Genomic DNA, 18,115 nt, shown 5'->3' with positions numbered 1-18,115 from the left:
TTTGATGGGCCGAGTGGCTGCAAAGGAATGTTATATGGCAGGCGGTTCAAACCTTTCGTTTTTGTAGAACAAAGATAAACTGAAAAATAAATATTGAAAGATTGCAGCAGTCTTGTCTGATAATTTGTAGGCATTCTAAAGAATAAAGTAATATATTGATATTTGTCAATCTTGTTACTCTACATCGAATTCTAATTTTCTGTGGGTTTCTTGACAACTTCTTTTCCTCGCCACTTCCCACTGTAGTAGTAGGCTATTAGTATTAATGTCCCTGCCATCCATCCGGTTGGCTCAGCCCACCAAATGCCATTAACGCCAATGTGGTCGGAAAGAAAATAGGCCATTGGAATCCGAAATAGGTAGAGCGAAGCCAAAGTCGTGAGCATGGGGATGAAAGTAGCTCCTGCTCCTCTTAGAAATCCGGTCAGGGTAAACATGATTGCTAAGAGCAGGTAAAAGGAAGACACGATAACAAGGTAGTCCTGTCCAATAGCAATTACACCCTGATCGGAGGTGAAAAACTGGATGAGGTATTCTCCAAAAAACAGAATAATGATGGAGATGGAAATGGAATACACTAAGGAGAAAAGTAAGGTGATTTTTAATCCTTTCTTTGCCCGGTCTTCCTTGAAAGCACCCAGGTTTTGCCCTGTGAAGCTCGATAACGCTGATGAAAAGGTAATGGCCGGCATTTTGGCAAAGGAGTCAATTCGGATGGCTGCGGCATAAGCAGCAACGGCATTGGTCCCAAATCCATTGACAATGGCCATAATTGCCATCATCCCAAAGGCGACAAACGATTGCTGAAAACCGGTTGGCAGGCCAATGCGGACACAGCTCTTAAAAATATCGCGGTCGAATAAATATTTTCGGAAAGAGAGCTTGATTACCGGATGCTTGCGGTTGAGGTACCACGCTGCGGCAAAGAATGCGCCGGCATGAGCAACAACTGTGGCAATGGCTACACTTTTAATTCCCCATCCAAACACCACCACGAAAAGCAAATCGAGAAAGATGTTGGTAAGGGTCGAGATAACCATGAAATACAAGGGCGTTTTTGAGTCGCCCAGCCCCCTTAAGATTGACGTGATACCATTAAATCCGAAGAAAAAGAACATGCCGGATAGGTAGATACTCATGTAGTTAACCGCTTCAGGAAGTATTGCTTCGGGAAGTTGTAACAGCCTGAAAATATCTTCGGCAAAATAAATTCCGAAGGAAGAAACAATCAGCGACGCACCTAAAAAGAAAATGAAGATGGTGTCGATTGTCTTGGTAACTTTAGTCATCTGCTTGGCTCCAAAGTGCTGAGAAACAACAGTAGAGGCTCCGGAACCAATTCCAATGATTAGCGACATTAAGGTGAAAATGATTGGAAAGGAAGCACCAACAGCTCCTAGGGCTTCTTTGCCAAGGTAGTTGCCCACAATGATACTGTCAACAATGTTGTACAGATTCTGAAATAAGTTTCCAACAACCAGTGGGATTGAAAAATTCAGGATAATCTTTGCTTCGCTTCCAACGGTAAAATCTCTCATTTTCAAAAAAACAGAATGCAAAGCTGACTATTTTTAATTGTATTTCAAAATGCCAAAAGCTTCATTCTGGGCTGAATCATGGTGTTATTTTAGGCAACTTTATTATTGAATGATGATTATTTTTTTGTTTAAGAATGGCTTGTTCTTTTTTTTCAGCCAATGCTTTCCTAATTTTGCTCGGGATAAACTCAAACTTCTCATTATTGGCGATTAGCCTATTGAAAAGTTATGCAAGAATTGTTTAAAATTGTGAGTATGAAAAAAAGGGTTTTGTTCGTTTGTTTGGGGAACATTTGTAGATCGCCGAGTGCAGAGGCTGTTTTCAACAGCATGTTGGAGGATCAAGGTTTACAAAGTGAAGTGGAGTGCGACTCGGCCGGAACAACAGGCTATCATGCTGGAGAGCAGGCGGACAGGCGCATGCAAAGTCATGCAATTGAACGGGGATATCGATTGACTTCTATTTCCCGACCGGTGGATCCGGATCGTGATTTTGATGAGTTTGATTACATCATTGGGATGGACGACAATAATGTATGGGATTTGAAGAAAATGGCCCGTAACCTCAATGACATCCGGAAAATCCACAAGATGACTGATTTTGCATCAACCAAAGGCTACGAATCAGTTCCCGATCCTTATTACGGTGGGGCTGACGGTTTTGAGCTGGTGTTGGACATTTTGGAAGATGCCTGTGAAGGTCTTTTGGCTGATTTGAAAGCCTGATACTTTTCTTTACGATCGTACGTTTTTAAAACATTAACTCAAATCGTTTGTTTCGATTTGAAAATAGGTATTTGGTGTGAAAATGGTGATTTTCACAAACTTCAATAGAGTTAATAAATCCGCAAAACCATCGAGATTATGAAGATTGATCAAGGCATATTTTACTCCTCAATAGCTCAATATTACAATCAGATATTTCCGTTAAATGAAGATCAGGTTCAATTTGTTCAGACTGCTTTAGGAACCTTGGATGGACGCACGATTCTGGATATTGGTTGCTCAACAGGGCAGCTGGCTATTCAGCTCGGAAGTTTGGGAGCACAGATTACCGGTATTGATCTGAATGAGGATATGATTAAACTGGCTCAAGAGGAAAACCATTTTCCGGGAGTCAACTTTTCTGTTGGCAACATGCTGGAAGTCGAATCGTTCTCTGAGGAAGCTTCGCAGGATGCTGTACTTTGTTTCGGAAATACCTTGGTTCATTTGGATTCGATTGATGAGGTTGCCCATTTCCTGAAATCGGTTTCGAAAACCTTAAAGCCGGGCGGTAAGTTGCTTTTGCAAATTCTGAATTACGATTACATTCTGGATCATCAGATTGAGGAGCTGCCGTTGATTGATACACCAAAGATCAGCTTTATCCGAAAATATGACCTGCCTACTTTTGAGGAAGAGAAAATCATTTTCAATACTGAACTGGTCATCAAGAGTAGCCGGGAATCCTTGTTTCACGCATCACGCTTATTACCACTGAAAAAAAAGGATTTAGAATCCTTGTTGGAGTACTATGGTTTCGAGCGGATGCGCTATTATGTCAACTTCAAGAAAAAGCCCTTTGGTGGTAACCATTTGCCATTGATTGTGTCAGCAGAGCGCGCTACGTCCTAATCCTCTAATAAAAAGAATAGCAAATCAGGGAGACTAATTGAGTGTTTATCTCCTGTTAAAATCATCTTGTATAGAAGCTAGGTGCGAACCTTCTTTTTGGGCTTGTTTTTGCGATAAGCTTTCCACCAAATGAGAAATCCGCTAATAAGTACCATCAGCAGGCAGAGACCTGACAAAGGCACATATAAGATATAAAATGGCCCCAAAAGATGTTCGAAGATTCGCCCCGTGTGAATTTCCAGTGCCGTATTCCAAAGCGATAGTGGTGTTTTCTCCAAGACTTCTTCGGACATGGGCCAATCCGGGTTTCCTTCAAAACTATACATCCCTCGGTTGTAATCGAACAGGTAATGCTCGTTGGCATTGACTTCAAAATACCCCGTTACCATATTGTCGGAGATGGGACGTCCGCCCGTGTTCATTGGTGGGCGTTGGGTAAACGCGTCAAGAACAAGCTGCTTGTTAAGATCCCAAATAAATAAACCACTAAACGATCCAACAAGGTATTGGCTTGGGCCAATCGAACTCAATACATTGCATCCCATGACACTTACTGGTGGCTGAAAATCCATTCGTTGAAGCGGGTGGGAGAGGCTTTCGTCAGCAACAAAAAAGCCATCGGAGGTTGAAAATAGGTACTGTTTACGTTCTTCATCCCAAACGCCTTTACGCAGCTTGTCGAACCACGGATTAGGACTATCCAGGTGAGTGCCGGGAATGAGACCTACTTTACTGCCAGCAATGGGAATAAGTAATGGCGGTCGTAGAAACATACCGGCCATGGTATTAAGCAATAGTAAGATTAAAAATAGGTAGCCAACAACATTGTGCCAGCGTAAGTTTAACCGGCGAGTCGTTGTAAGTTTGGTGTTGTCCTTCTTTTTTTCTCTTCGTCGCTTGGCAATCTTCGGAAAAAAGAAATGAAGCAGGCCGGTGACCGCCAGGAGAATTGTGACAATGCCGAGTAAATCGACAAAGAGCTTGCCCGGGAGCCCAAACAATTCTCCGCTGTGTAATTCCCACAAGGTATTAAACAAGCCGGTCTCTCGTTTGTAGTTTGTAGGTTCCGGAAGTTGTATGACCTGAAATTGGTTTCCGTCAGCCGATTTTAGCAGGTGATGCCGGCTTAAAACAATCAAGGTATCTTGCTTGACAAAAACATCTGTTAGCCGATTTTCTTTGATGGGAATCGTAATTTGTTCCCATTGCCCTTCAGGTAGCTGACGTTTATAAAGTCCAAAATGAGTTGCCGCATAAAACTGCTTAGGGGTGAATTCAACAAGCTGGTAGATTTTCCGATGATCAATTCCGGAAGGAAATCCTTGGTTGAAATCGCTGATGCTTTGATCATTTTTCTTCCAAATGCCAATATTTCCATAGAAAAGAAAATTGCTTGAATCGAGTGGAATCCCTCCGCGTACGGCTGCTAAATTCCAGTTGTTGTACTGAAAGCCAGGAGGAAGCCAGTTTCGGTTAATATCGATGGATGAAAACAGGGAACGGTGGTTCATAACAATTCCCGACAAAGCAAAGAGGATAGCCAGGAAAGCGATAACAATACCTGGCCATTTATGTAGTTTTCGAAATAGTTTTAGCGACTTTTTCATTCGTTTATATTTTCTAAGCTATCAGAGACTCAAGGTCGGGGAATTTGTCATTGCAGGCTTAGCAGAACAAGCTCTCTGGTTTTATGGTTGAGTTTCTTTTCAATTTCTATGTTGTTCTCAACTGGGATTAGCCAGAATAAGTATGAACACTATTTTGGGCTGTTGGTAAATAATTCACGCCAAACCAGCACACCAGTAGCAATACAAAAGAGATAATCAAAATTCCCATGGCCTGTTTATGTTTGTGTAAATGCTTGTAGCGGTAGTGAATATAGATCAGGTAAGCAGCCCAAGTAATAAACGCCCAGGTTTCTTTGGGGTCCCAAGTCCAATAGTGTCCCCAGGCTTCTTTGGCCCAGAGGGCACCGAAAAGTAAGCCCATGGTTAAAAATGAAAAACCCAGATACACAAAATTGTCTGCAAGTGCAGGTAGTGTTTGCCAGTTTTTCCCCCGGTAATCCTGATACATGGCTTTTACGGCAACCAAGCTTGAAGCGGCCAGTAGGGCATAGGCAAACATGTACACAATCACATGAGGAATAAACCAAATGCTTTGTAAGGCAGGCATCAGACTTTTACTGTAAGTTTCCGGATGCAGGTAATTAATGCCTAAAAAAAGTGCCCCCATGAAAAGACTGTATCCCAATAGCCAGCGGTACTTCCATTGAAGGAAGCTTACTAAGCCAATCAGCGGAAGCAAGAAAGCATACCATAATCTTGTTTCGCCCAAGGTACGCATAGGAGGACGTTCCAGTTTCGACCATAACAGAATAATGAACAAGAGCAAACAGGCCAGCCCGGCTCCTGCTAGCAGACTCGCCAGCTTGTTGGCCGATTTGATTTTATTTTTGCCAAATAGTAAAACAAAGCCACTGGTAAGCCACAGCAATAGGGTAACTGCTGCATAGCCTTCAAAATTAATCCAAGCCATGATTTTCTCCTTTCTTTCTTTTAGTGGTTCCCTCGCGGAATAAAAACAGGGATCCAGCCAGTAACATAAAAATACCCAGGTAAACAGCCGGAATCCAAGGATCACGAACGAGTTCGATAACGCTGAGGGTTGACCATTTGCCCTTTTCTGAGTCGTAACTAAGTTGATAGAGCTTCCAGCCTCCAAGCTTAAATGGTTTGTTGACTTCTAGTGTTGTGCTTAGTTGTTGTCCCTCTTGGGTTATGATGCGGATATCGGATTGGTATTTCTGCGCTTCTGGAGGCAGCATAACCAGCGAATGTCGTTCATTTAGGGTGAATGCATAGGGCTGCTGTCTGAAACTTCCCGAGCTGACCCAACCAGTTGATTTTTGTTGATTAACCGTATTGGTAACTATTAGTTTAGCTGCAGGAGGTGAGCCTATTTCATTAACGCGCTCAAAACGATCGCCAATAAGGCCAGCTTGTGGTAAATAAAGCTCCATTTCAATGGTGTAGTCTCCAAGTTGAAAGGGCGTATCGGTTATGGAAAAATAGGGGTTTTTAATGTCTGTTACAGCAATTTTTCCCGTTTGGTTGTCAATTAGGGTGAGTTTTGGAGCATATTCTTCGATCTTAAAATCGAGAAGTTCAATGGCAATGGGAAGCTCAACAACTTGTCCTTGCTGATTGGTTGCCCGCCATTCTGGTTGTCCTTCGTAGCAATTCATGTGTAGCCGTTGTAGATCGCTGCTTCCCAGGGCAGCTGTGGTGAGGGCAAGCCACAAACCCAAGTGGTTGAGAATGTAACCGATATTTTTTTTCTTAAATGGAATCAAGCGTTTTAAAGTTGCCAGTCCCAAACTGGATAAAAAGTAAAGATTGGCCAATGCAAAAATCCAAGAGATGGTGAGTTGATTTAGGCCAGTCAGATTGATGAGTGCAGAAGGGGATGCTTGCTGTTGTGGAATGATTCCCATTAAGATGGCCAGCCCGCAGTAAAAAGAAGCAGAGGTGACGGCAGCTGGTACCGATGAAAGCCATTTTACCAAGCTCGATTTGGGAAAGAACCAATAGAGACTAACTATAATGCCTGTAAAGAAAAGTCCTAAGATTAGGTTGCCGGGCCAACGGGGTAGTTCAGCCTTAAATGCGGGAAGGAATACTTGCCAAACAATTCCCAGTATAGCTAAGCCTCCTGTTATAATCCATCCTTCGCGGTACGACCAGGGCGCTTGCCAGGTATTTCTTTGCTTCATGCTTTTTGAAAATTAAGGGTTAAAATAACTCAATTTTAGGGTGAGCTTGCTAGTTTGCAGACTGGTTGGTTTTTGGTTCTTTTGGTCAAAAGCTATTCCGGGGGCTTGAAAAAGAACAGGTTGATGATTTAACCTGTTCTTTTTTATTCAAACTCCTTGAACAATAATTTGGTTTTAAAAAAATGATTTTTCTTTTACTTGATAAAGTTTGGAGTGACACTCAACATCAGGTAACTCCAATAATTTGTTGATGACTGATCGCCACCCTTTAAAAGCTCCATGCTGTCGCCTGCAAACATAAAAGAAAGGCCACAACTGATTTTTGCTTCATCGCTAATTTTCCATCCTGCGCCTAAGTCGAGCTCTGTTCCTAAGTAATTGGATGCATCAGCATTAATTTTGGTAGCTGCCGAAAAATAATGCAAGTGTGCATTCAAACTGAGCTTGTCTTTGCTGTAACTGTACTTGGCATAGATATCGTTGAGGCCAACATTGTTGGCATGGTTGCCGACGTAGAAATAATCCATGAAACCATTGAATTTGTGGTTGGTGCCATACAGCGGGGTGAATGACTTGTTTTGATCATCGTCATAAGCTGTTCCTGAAAGACGTTCATAACCCCAGGTAATTCCTCGTGGGCAGGTGGCTTCGATGAGCAAATTGTAAGCATTTAAATCATCTCCAGAACCTGTTTTGCCGGTTTGATAATACGCATTGGCTGCAACATTAAATTTCCCTATTTTAAATTTGGTGTGTCCTCCCATCGTTTGGCTGTAGTTAACTTTTTGCTCATCGTTGGAGAAATAAGGGACTCCGTTGTTGAGGACTAGCAAACTCAAACTTGCATCGTCCCAAGCTTTATTAAACCAAACGAATTGAAGGTCTTTGTAGGCATCATTACCATCAAAAATATTATTGGTCACATTGGTGTTTTCATGATGAGCAATCCCCAGGTGAAGGCTGATTTCCTCCTGGTATTTCAAAATGGCCAAATCGTGTGAGCGAGCTTGATGCGCCCAGCCAACATTCCCAAAAATTCGATGATCATCGTACACCAATTCTTGTCGTCCAGCTTTTAGAGACAACTCAGGCGTGAAGAACACTTCGGCCCAAGCCTGATGAATTGAAGTTGCAAAATCTTCATTGCCGGTTAGCTGAGCCTGACTTCCCCAGGCTCTAACATCTTGAAGAACCAGGAAAGTAATCACGTTGTCTGATTGGTAACGAGCATTCAAGCGAGTCCGCTGGGCGGTATATAACGAGGCATCCTGATCGGGCCCTGCTAAACTTTTATAACCATGGCTTAACTCTGTTCGTGGACGAAACTCGCCACTTAACGAGAACTGGGCAGATGCCTGAAAGGCGATTAGTATCAAAAAAAGGCCTGCTAAACTGCTGATTATTTTGTTTCTCATTCGTTTCTATTTTAGGAAGACATCCGGTTTCAGAAATTAGATTTTTATGCCTTTGACATGATTGAAGTCTACGATCTAAAACCGAATGTCCAATTGTCCACTAATTGCGTTTTACTTCCCAGCCAGCTTCACGTTCTTTTGCTTTATTGAGCCACTCTGGGACAACTGTTTCAAGGAATTCAGCTTTCTCCTCGTTGAGTTTATCCATGTCCAGACCGATAAATTCCTGGGCTTTAGCTTTGGTTGAAATATCTGGGTAAGGTAATTCTTCATTGAATCCTTTTTCAGCCAGCAAACGAGCCAGTTTGATTCGGGTCTCCTGAGCAATGGTCAGCCCGGTTGAAATGATCCGGCTGGTTTCCAGTGGCGCATGGAATGAACCTCCGTGGCTTGCTGCAGCATAATCCCAACGCCATTGTGCGTGGCGAATTCCTTTTAAGATGTCTTGCATTTGAGGCTCTGTCGCCCCCAATTCCCAAGCTTTTTGTGCTTCGAGGTGGGCGCGTACCAAGAGTTCTTCCAGTTTGTCGCGGTTTTCAATGATTTTGTCCTGACGGTCAAATACATTTTTCAACAGGTTGGCAGTTTCTTCACGGTGGCATACCTGGCAAGAGTTGGCAACATTATTCAATGGAGACTGAATATGGTGATCGGTAAATTTTTGTCCACCTTCAGATTTATAAGGCATGTGACAGTCGGCGCATGATACACCACGTTCGGCATGAATTCCTTGTTTGTAAATCTCATATCCCGGATGTTGGGCTTTCAACATGGGGGCTTTACTCAGGGAATGTGTCCAATCACTAAAATTGATGTCATCATAGTATTCTTCAGCAGCTTCCACGGTTAAGCCTTTTTCCCATGGAAAAGTAAGGTATTGAGCTCCTTCTACGTTCTTTTTGTCGAAGTAATACTCAACGTGGCATTGTGCACACACCAAGCTACGCATTTCCTGGTGAGAAGATTTATTGACATCTTTTCCCATTTTTTCAAATGCTTCAACCAGAGCCGGACGGGTAATCCGCAGGTTCATTGTTTCCGGATCGTGGCAGTCGGCACAGCCAATTGGGTTAACAACTTCAGCCCCCAGGCGCGACCATTTGCCTTTGTAAAATTCAGCAACACCTTCTTCTTGCATCACGCGCGGCACATCAGGGCTTTTGCAGGTCCAGCATGTTGAAGGCATTGGCCCATCGTCGTCACCCTGAGGGGCTCCTGTTCGCAAGGTTTTATGAATATCTTCAACAGCATAGTAGTGTCCTCGTCCTTGGTTGTAGTCTTTCGAAAAACCATAACCAGCCCATAGAACCACCAATCTTGGGTCAACCTCAAGCATGTCGATCATGGTATTACCATTGTATTTGCTTTGGAAAGAGGTATCAGCTGTTTGATAATACGATTGGTACTCGCGAGGGAAGTTTTCTCCCCAAACTTCGTTACGGGGTTCAAATTCTGAGAGCTTAACTTTGGGAACATTGACGAAGCTTGCTTCAGCGCGACGTTCCATAATTGAGGAGGCTAAAAGGCCCAATAGGAAAACGACTAAGATTGTGGCCAGGAAAAGAAGCCAACCAATAATCGGTCTTTTTTCAATTGTTGTTTTTAATGGTTTCATTGTATTGCTTTTTTAGTTGTTATCGAGTTGTTTAATCCATTCGGGTACGGGGCTTTCCGGAAGAGGAACCCGGGCATAGGGCGTACTGGATAAGCTGTTGACACGTCCGTGGGGCACTTCCCGGTGGCAGTCCCAGCATTTACGCTCAGTCCGGTTTTCTTTGTAGTTGGCAATGCACACTGATTGTTGAGCATCCATCAGTTGGTTTTCGTGGCATCGTACACAATTCTGATGGACCACTTCAGCTCCGGCTTCATGAATGAAAATAACCTGAGGTTCTTTACGAAGCGTAAACATCGTGGCATGTCGTAATCCGTCTTTTGCCTTAAAATAGTACTTGTTAAAAACGTTGTTGTGAGGAACATGACAGTCGTTGCAATTGGTTACTTCCCGATGTGAACTGTGGTTCCAGGTTGCGTATTGCGGTGCCATGATGTGGCAGTTTACGCAGGTTTTTGGATCATCGGAGAGGTACGAATGCGCTTTCGACAGGTAGACCGACAACATGAAAAGTCCGGAAAAGACACCCAGAGCAAGAATAACTGGGATCCTCCAGATTTTTGGTGGATGGAGTTTTTTGATCATATCTGGCTACATTTTTTATTGTTTAAAACTAGTCCACTAAAAGTTACGAAAATGTAACCAATGTTACAAAGTCTTGAGTTTTTTTTTGTTGAATTGAAATATGCTCAGAAAATGATTTTTAAGGAGTTATTATTCAAAATCATTATAAATTACAGAATTTTCAAATTGTAATTTATAGCCACTAATTATTTACAATTGCTTGTTTGTCGGAGTGTTTGATTAGCGAAATGTAAATCAGAAGGCTGTTTTTGAATGAATTATCTTCAGCCGTAGGATTGGAGGGGGAACGAATTGTTTTATTTTTGACTTCCAATTAACCAAAATGAGACTAACGGAATTTCACGATTCTTTCCGATTGGGATTGCTTTTCCTGTTTTTCTGGATGTTGTTTGTCTACATTTTGTAAAGAAAAACCAAAAACACTGCTTTTAAATTGAAGATGATGAAGAGAATTTGGGGACTGCTCTGTTTGATCGGTTTAACCATGTATGCCAATGCGCAAGAAGTAAAGGATGTTAAGCTGGATTGGTATGGATTTGTGAGAAATGAGTTTTTTATCGATTCGTATAAAGGCTTGGATGCTGCAAATGAAACTTTTTATCTTGTTCCGCTTTATGTTGGGAAGGATGCTAATGGAGAGGATATTAATGAACAAGCTAGTTCAAACCTTTCGGCTTTAGCGTCTCGTATTGGTCTGCGGATTTCTGGTCCTGAAATTTTGGGAGCAAAGAGTAGCGGGAACATTGAGTTCGATTTTGGTGGAATTGTTAAAACGGAGCCAACACTTTTTCGGATTCGTCATGCAAATATGGTGCTTGATTGGGAAAGCTCGCGCTTGTTAGTTGGACAAACTTGGCACCCGTTCTGGGGTGGTGGTGCTTTTCCTACGGTTGCAGGCTTAAATACAGGAGCTCCATTCCAGGCTTTTAACCGCTCTCCGATGGTGCGTTACGATATGATTTCAGGCAATTGGACTGTCTCAGGTGCTGCGGTTTATGAAAATCAGTACACGTCAAAATGTTTTGAAGCTAGTAATTTTAGTACGCCTAACCAAGCGCAACGTAATGGCGTTATGCCTGAGTTGGTTTGGTCAACAGAATATCATCACAATGGAATTACGGCTGGAGTTGGAGCACAAATAAAACGCATAAAACCCCGAATGACGGTTACTGGTACCGAGGGCAAGTTTAAAGCCGATGAATTTCTAACAAGCTCTGGTTTCATGGCTTACTTCAAGCATAAGCAAGATAAGTTAAGTGTGGTTGCCAAAGGATATTATGGGCAAAACATGACCCACCTGACTTTTTTGGGTGGTTATGGAGTTGCTACACGCGATGAAGCTACCGGAGAAGAAACTTATACAAACTATAATAATTATACCACCTTATTTAATGTGGTGTATGGCAAAAAGTGGCAGGTTGGAGCCTTGTTTGGCTATGGAGGAAACTTGGGTACAACCGATCCGCTTTATGATGATGGCTCTGGTAAAGGCATTGTGACAGGTTTGCTGCCCAATGTCCAAAACCTGGCAAGGGTGTCGCCACATATTGCCCTAAATGTATCGAAACTACGCGTAGTTGCCGAGTATGAACTAACAACCGCTAATTATGGTGTTGGAGCATTTGATTTTTCTGATGGATTATATGCTGATAAGCACCAAACGATGAATAACCGCTTCTGTGTTATGATGATGTACCTCTTCTGACCGGAAGCTTTTTAACCAATGAAACTAAAAACCTAAATGTACTGGGAAAAACAACTTGAAACCTTAGCTCATGATGAACTGAAAAAACTGCAAACTGAACGACTGAAAGAAACGCTAACTTATGCAGCGCGGTCGCCTTTTTATAAGCAAGTTTTTCAACAAAAAGGTATTCGTCCTGAGCTGATCAAACAACCTGACGATATCCGACGGTTACCGTATACCACCAAGCAGCATTTACGTGAAAATTTTCCGTATGGCTTTTTGGGGGCACCTAAACAAGAACTGATTCGCCTGCATAGTTCCAGCGGAACAACGGGTAATCCAACCGTCATCTTTCATAACCGACATGACATTGCCAGTTGGGCTAACCTAATGGCACGATCGCTGTATTGTGCAGGAGTTCGCGATACTGATGTTTTCCAAAATATATGTGGCTATGGGCTTTTTACTGGAGGCTTGGGCTTTCAGTATGGGATTGAGCGCCTGGGGTGCTTGAGCATTCCTGCGGGAGCTGGTAATAGCTTGCGTCAAATCAAACTGATGCAGGACTATGGCACTACTGTTGTCCATGCGATCCCGAGTTACTTGGGCCGTTTGTACGAAATTTTTCAGGCCGAAGGACTGGATCCGAGAAAAGATACTGACCTGCGTTTATTCGTAATTGGAGCAGAACCACACACCGAAGAGCAGCGCCAGCGAATAGAGGAGATGTTTGGTGTAAAAGCTTACAACTCATTTGGCTTGTCTGAGATGAATGGGCCGGGAGTTGCCTTTGAATGCACGGAGCAGGCTGGCTTACATATTTGGGAAGATTCTTACCTGGTTGAAATTCTGAATCCCGACACGCTGGAGCCTGTTCCTGATGGTGAAGTTGGCGAGTTGGTGCTGACCACCCTCGACCGTCAGGCCATGCCTTTGATTCGCTATCGAACCCGCGATTTAACACGTATCATTCCAGGAACTTGTGCCTGTGGGCGGACGCATGCCCGACTTGACCGGATTACTGGCCGCAGCGACGACATGTTTATTATAAAAGGATGCAATGTCTTTCCGATGCAAATTGAAGGGGTGCTGCTTAAAATTCCAGAAGTGGGGGCAGACTACCTCATTACTCTTGAACAGCGAAATGGTGCAGACGAAATGATTGTAGATGTAGAAGTGAAGAAGGACTGGTTCAATGGCGACATTACCCGTCTGGATCGCCTGACCCGAAAAATAACCCAGCAAATTCGTGATGAAGTATTGGCTAAACCCATTGTGAGGTTGGTTGAACCGGGATCCATTCCCAAGTCCGAAGGAAAAGCTGTTCGGGTGAAAGATAACCGAACTTTAAATACCGTAAAACTATAAATCAGACGACATGGCTTACCAGGTTTCCATCTTTTTAGAGAATAAAACCGGGCATTTTGAACGTGTTACCCGAGTGCTTCGGGAAAATCACATCAATATCCGGTCGATGACTTTAACCCATACCGTTAGTGGGTGGGGAATTTTTAATTTGCTGGTTAATCAACCGCAAAAGGCTTGTGAGGCATTGCAGGATAATGGTTTCTCGGCAACCTTGCGACAAGTGCTCGCTTTTGGCATGGATGATCATCCGGGAGGACTGGATGAAACACTCGTTCAACTGGCTAGGGCAGGCGTCAATTTCCTGAATGCCTATGGGCGGGTTTTGGAAGATAATAAGCGAGCGCTGCTGATTGTCGATGTTGAGGATTATGAGCTAGCGCTGGAGCAGGTTACTGCTGTGGATTTGTATCCGCTGGCCGATGAGTTGGTTTATGGTGTAACATCTAAAAAAATCTCCTGATGTTCGGAATTGATGATCCTTCAATTTACTGGGGCTATGCTTTGGCAGTATTGAGCTTAATTGCTTGCGTTTGGTATGGTGTTAGAAACTGGAACCGGGGGCAGGAAACTGACGCTTCGGAAATGGAAAAAGACCTTGCTTGGGAAGACCGGGACGAACTGCTAAAAGAAAAGATGTAGCAAGCGGTAGAGCAGAGAGCACAGGGCATGAAAGCTTGATAAATGATTATCTCCCAAGCCGAGATTTTGAATAAAGAATTTGTTTTTCGTGCGAGGGTTTGCGTTATGGGCGGGCCTACGAGGGTTTTGATTTGGAAAACAAGGGAGTGAGTTGCGGTGGCACTGGGAAGCAATCCTGTTTAACGACTGAAGGGAGGAGTTGGATTGCGCCGGGGCGAACGATCCGTAGTTTTCTATTAAAAACGATCGTGAGCCTTGACTTTTTTGTTTCGTTTTTGTGTCAAGACAAAAATGAAAATCCGTCCGATAGGACAAGGGGAGTTGATGAATGATTAACGATTGTGGCTTGAATAGAAAAACTTGAATTGAAACAACTTTGAATATGAACACCTATACACTTGGACTTGTGGTCATCACTTATCTACTAGTGATTGCTTATTTGGGTTATGTGGGCTTTAAAAAGACCAAGACGGCTAAAGATTACTTATTGGGAGGTCGTGAGATTCACCCTTTTGTGATGGCAATTTCCTATGGCGCAACGTTTATTTCAACTTCTGCCATTATCGGATTTGGAGGGATTGCCGGGGTTTACGGCATGGGATTGATCTGGCTAACGGTGTTAAACATTTTGATTGGGGTGTTGATAGCTTTTGTGTTTTTTGGCCGGCGTACCCGAAAAATGGGACACAACCTGGATGCTCATACCTTCCCGGAATTTTTGGGAAGTCGCTTTCAGTCCAAAGGAATTCAGATGCTTAGTGGGGCAATTATTTTTATCGCCATGCCTTTGTATGCGGCAGTTGTATTGATTGGCGGCGCCCGCTTTATTGAAAGTATTTTCGAGATTGATTTTGGGATGGCACTCACTTTTTTCTCCCTGATTATTGCAGCCTATGTGATAGCCGGAGGCCTGAAAGGAGTGATGTACACCGATGCCTTACAAGGAGGAGTCATGTTTTTGAGTCTTTTCTTCTTGTTGTTTATGACCTATTTAAAGCTAGGAGGCGTTTCAGGAGCACACGAGGCCTTGACAAATATGGCCAAGCTCGTTCCGGTTGAGCTCCAAGGGAAAGGACATCAGGGATGGACCGCCTTCCCTAGGTTGGGTTCGGCTTGGTGGTGGGTGCTTACGACCAATATTATTTTTGGTGTAGGAATTGGCGTGTTGGCCCAACCTCAGCTCGTTGTTCGTTTTATGACTGTTAAAAGTAACCGGGAGTTGAACCGCGCAGTGCTGATTGGAGGGATCTTTATTTTTGTGGTTACCGGTTTTATTTACACTGTTGGAGCCTTATCCAACCTCTATTTTTACCAGGAAACTGGAAAGTTAGCGATTGAGGTGGCCCAGGGAAATGTGGATTTAGTCATTCCTGAATACCTGAATGCAGCCATGCCCGAGTGGTTTGTTTACCTGTTTATGTTGGCCTTGCTTTCTGCCGGAATGTCAACATTAAGCTCTCAATTCCACACAATGGGAACTTCGATTGGGCGCGACTTATTTGAAAATCTGTTTCCTGACACACAGATGAATAGCATGTTGATTGCCCGAGTGGGAATTGTTGTCGCTATTGTGGTTAGTATCATTATTGGTTACCATTTGCCCATCGGGATTGTTGCTCGCGGAACAGCTATCTTTTTTGGGATTTGTGCGGCTGCGTTTTTACCCGCTTATTTTGGCGGATTGTACTGGCGGCGTACAACCCGTACCGGAGTCGTTTGGAGTATGCTTGCCGGGATGTTGGTCAGTGCTTTTTTACTGGCTTTTGTGCATCAAAAAGAAGCGGTTCCTCTTGGAATTTGTCAAGCGTTATTTGGAAAAGAAATATTGGTCAATGAATTTCCTTGGATGATTATTGACCCCTTACTGATTGCCCTGCCAATTTCAATTTTAGTCTTGGTTGGGGTAAGCCTATTAACACCAAAAATTGATTCAAAACATTTGGATGTGTGCCTGAAAGGCATTCATTAACCAGAAAGCTAATGTTATGATTTGGAATGAAAAAATAGAATGTGCAAGCCGTGATGAGATGCGGGAAATCCAGTCGGAACGTTTAGTCGATACCGTGCAGCGCATTTATCACAATGTTCCGAGTTATCGGAAAAAAATGCAGGATGCCGGCTTAGTTCCGGGAGATATTCGCTCAGTGGATGACTTGGAAAAATTACCATTTACCACCAAGCAGGATTTGCGGGATAATTACCCTTTTGGCATGTTTACGGTTCCCATGAGCGAAATTGTGCGTGTGCATGCATCGTCAGGGACAACAGGAAAGCCAACCGTCGTGGGGTATACCCGAAAAGATTTGAATACTTGGGCCGAAGTGGTAACCAGAACCTTGTGTATGGCTGGTTTGCATCGCAATGACATGGTTCAGATTGCCTATGGTTATGGCTTGTTTACCGGAGGGTTGGGAATGCATTATGGTTGTGAGAACCTGGGAGCATCGGTGATTCCCATTTCAGGAGGAAATACACAAAAGCAGTTGCAATTGATGCAGGATTTTGGAACATCGGTAATTGCTTGTACGCCTTCCTATGCGTTATTTTTAGCAGAGGCGATGGATGAAGCTGGAATTGAAAAAGAAAACCTTAATTTGCGGGTTGGTATTTTTGGCGCTGAACCGTGGACCGAGGAAATGCGCCGGGAGATAGAAGCCAAGTTGGGCTTGAAAGCCATCGATATTTATGGCCTGAGTGAAGTGATTGGACCGGGTGTTTCTTGTGAGTGTAGCCATCAGCAAGGCATGCATGTCAACGAAGACCATTTTATTCCTGAAATTATTGATCCGGAAACCCTGCAGCCATTGCCTGAAGGTGAAATTGGTGAGTTGGTGTTTACAACAGTTACCAAGGAAGGAATTCCAATTATACGTTATCGTACGCGTGACCTAACACGGCTGAACTATGAGAAATGTGCCTGTGGAAGGACTTTAGTTCGAATGGAAAAATGCAAGGGACGAAGTGATGATATGTTGATTATTCGAGGGGTGAATGTATTCCCATCGCAAATTGAAAGCGTGTTGCTCGAAATGAGTGAAACCGAGCCACACTACCTGCTTATTGTTGAGCGCGAGGGAAACCTGGATACCTTGAAATTGATGGTTGAGGTGCAGGAACAATTCTTCTCGGATGAAGTAAAACAGTTGGAGGTTTTGCGTAAGAAAATTACACACAATATTCAGAGTACTTTGGGCATCTCGGTGAATGTGAAACTGGTTGAACCCAAAACGATTGAACGTACGGCAGGAAAAGCCCGCCGTGTTATTGATAACCGTAAAATTTAGGAGCTTACTATGATTATTAAACAATTATCTGTTTTTCTTGAAAATAAAAGTGGACGCCTGAATGAAGTTTCTCAATTGTTGGGCGAAGCCGGAATCAATATGTCTGCTTTTAGTGTTGCCGATACCTCTGAGTTTGGCATTTTACGCTTGATTGTTTCCGACCCGGTCAAGGCTTACCAAGTGCTGAAAGCTGCTGATTTCTCCGTTAAGCTAACAGATGTCGTTTGCCTAAGCAGTCCTAATGTGCCGGGAGCTCTGGCAAAAGCTTTAAATATTTTGTCTTCCGAGGAAGTGTTTATTGAGTATCTTTACGCTTTCTCAATGGACAATAAATCAGCCAATGTTGTTTTAAAGCCGGCAAACATCGAAAAATGTATTCGCGTTTTACAAGAACATCAGCTGGAGCTGGTTAAAGCCAGTGATTTGTATAAAATCTGACTTGGTTTTGCTTAGCGTGTCATAAGTTGAGCGCAAAAATATCAGCATTTGTTGGCTGATGAATAATACTGGGAGCAAATAGGATACGATTTCTGATGTTCAGAGATTTGCTTGTTTGTAGTCACTCAGTGAGTTATGAAGACTTAAAACTTAC

16 protein-coding genes are annotated in these 18,115 nt (G+C 43.2%); 9 read left to right on the top strand and 7 right to left on the bottom strand.

Annotated features, from left to right (window positions below; all coding sequences use genetic code 11):
* Positions 1–191: 191 nt before the first annotated feature.
* Entirely contained in the window at positions 192–1,538 is a 1,347-nt protein-coding gene (locus tag BM156_RS20235) for an MATE family efflux transporter (protein ID WP_093921729.1), read from the bottom strand.
* Between the two features lie 255 nt (positions 1,539–1,793).
* On the opposite strand from BM156_RS20235, the gene BM156_RS20230 reads away from it, so the two are divergent.
* Both BM156_RS20230 and BM156_RS20225 read left to right on the top strand, forming a co-directional pair.
* The gene (locus BM156_RS20230) at positions 1,794–2,264 is read left to right on the top strand and encodes a low molecular weight protein-tyrosine-phosphatase (protein WP_212733566.1); all 471 of its coding nucleotides are present in this window, start codon (positions 1,794–1,796) and stop codon (positions 2,262–2,264) included.
* A gap of 138 nt (positions 2,265–2,402) precedes the next feature.
* Positions 2,403–3,155, top strand: a complete 753-nt coding sequence (locus BM156_RS20225) for a class I SAM-dependent methyltransferase (RefSeq protein ID WP_093921727.1) — start codon at positions 2,403–2,405, stop codon at positions 3,153–3,155.
* A 77-nt stretch (positions 3,156–3,232) separates the two neighbouring features.
* On the opposite strand, the gene BM156_RS20220 is transcribed toward BM156_RS20225, so the two are convergent.
* From BM156_RS20220 to nrfH, 6 genes are all read right to left on the bottom strand, one after another.
* Complete coding sequence (locus tag BM156_RS20220; RefSeq protein ID WP_093921726.1) at positions 3,233–4,762, bottom strand: PepSY-associated TM helix domain-containing protein; 1,530 nt, start codon at positions 4,760–4,762, stop codon at positions 3,233–3,235.
* 127 nt (positions 4,763–4,889) lie between these two features.
* Positions 4,890–5,693, bottom strand: a complete 804-nt coding sequence (gene ccsA / locus BM156_RS20215) for a cytochrome c biogenesis protein CcsA (RefSeq protein WP_093921725.1) — start codon at positions 5,691–5,693, stop codon at positions 4,890–4,892.
* Positions 5,680–6,930 carry a cytochrome c biogenesis ResB family protein gene (locus tag BM156_RS20210; protein ID WP_093921724.1) on the bottom strand — a complete coding sequence of 417 codons (1,251 nt, stop codon included), beginning with the start codon at positions 6,928–6,930 and terminating at the stop codon, positions 5,680–5,682. The genes ccsA and BM156_RS20210 overlap by 14 nt, the downstream gene beginning before the upstream one ends.
* A 194-nt stretch (positions 6,931–7,124) precedes the next feature.
* A complete protein-coding gene (locus BM156_RS20205) occupies positions 7,125–8,345 on the bottom strand; it encodes an alginate export family protein (protein WP_093921723.1) in 1,221 nt (406 codons plus the stop codon).
* Between the two features lie 100 nt (positions 8,346–8,445).
* Positions 8,446–9,960: an ammonia-forming cytochrome c nitrite reductase gene (nrfA, locus tag BM156_RS20200; RefSeq protein WP_093921722.1), complete on the bottom strand. Its 1,515-nt coding sequence runs from the start codon at positions 9,958–9,960 to the stop codon at positions 8,446–8,448.
* A gap of 12 nt (positions 9,961–9,972) precedes the next feature.
* Complete coding sequence (nrfH, locus tag BM156_RS20195) at positions 9,973–10,545, bottom strand: cytochrome c nitrite reductase small subunit (RefSeq protein WP_093921721.1); 573 nt, start codon at positions 10,543–10,545, stop codon at positions 9,973–9,975.
* A gap of 439 nt (positions 10,546–10,984) precedes the next feature.
* On the opposite strand from nrfH, the gene BM156_RS20190 reads away from it, so the two are divergent.
* The 7 genes from BM156_RS20190 (at position 10,985) to BM156_RS20160 (ending at position 17,961) form a co-directional block, all read left to right on the top strand.
* Positions 10,985–12,250: a hypothetical protein gene (locus tag BM156_RS20190; RefSeq protein ID WP_093921720.1), complete on the top strand. Its 1,266-nt coding sequence runs from the start codon at positions 10,985–10,987 to the stop codon at positions 12,248–12,250.
* A gap of 36 nt (positions 12,251–12,286) precedes the next feature.
* Positions 12,287–13,600 (top strand): phenylacetate--CoA ligase family protein, encoded by a 1,314-nt coding sequence (locus tag BM156_RS20185; RefSeq protein WP_093921719.1) that lies wholly within the window; start codon positions 12,287–12,289, stop codon positions 13,598–13,600.
* A 10-nt stretch (positions 13,601–13,610) separates the two neighbouring features.
* Positions 13,611–14,060 (top strand): hypothetical protein, encoded by a 450-nt coding sequence (locus BM156_RS20180; RefSeq protein WP_093921718.1) that lies wholly within the window; start codon positions 13,611–13,613, stop codon positions 14,058–14,060.
* Positions 14,060–14,239 carry a symporter small accessory protein gene (locus BM156_RS20175; RefSeq protein WP_093921717.1) on the top strand — a complete coding sequence of 60 codons (180 nt, stop codon included), beginning with the start codon at positions 14,060–14,062 and terminating at the stop codon, positions 14,237–14,239. Before BM156_RS20180 ends, BM156_RS20175 begins: the two co-directional genes overlap by 1 nt.
* 382 nt (positions 14,240–14,621) lie before the next feature.
* On the top strand, positions 14,622–16,208 hold the full coding sequence (locus tag BM156_RS20170) for a sodium:solute symporter family protein (RefSeq protein WP_093921716.1): 1,587 nt from the start codon (positions 14,622–14,624) through the stop codon (positions 16,206–16,208).
* Between the two features lie 16 nt (positions 16,209–16,224).
* Positions 16,225–17,523: a phenylacetate--CoA ligase family protein gene (locus BM156_RS20165; protein WP_093921715.1), complete on the top strand. Its 1,299-nt coding sequence runs from the start codon at positions 16,225–16,227 to the stop codon at positions 17,521–17,523.
* 9 nt (positions 17,524–17,532) lie between these two features.
* Complete coding sequence (locus BM156_RS20160) at positions 17,533–17,961, top strand: ACT domain-containing protein (protein ID WP_093921714.1); 429 nt, start codon at positions 17,533–17,535, stop codon at positions 17,959–17,961.
* The last annotated feature ends 154 nt before the right edge of the window (positions 17,962–18,115 follow it).

The sequence above is a fragment of the Sunxiuqinia elliptica genome, assembly GCF_900113005.1.
GTDB lineage: Bacteria > Bacteroidota > Bacteroidia > Bacteroidales > Prolixibacteraceae > Sunxiuqinia > Sunxiuqinia elliptica.
The sequence above is the reverse complement of the archived record's forward strand: the minus strand, read 5'-3'. Positions and strand labels throughout refer to the sequence as shown.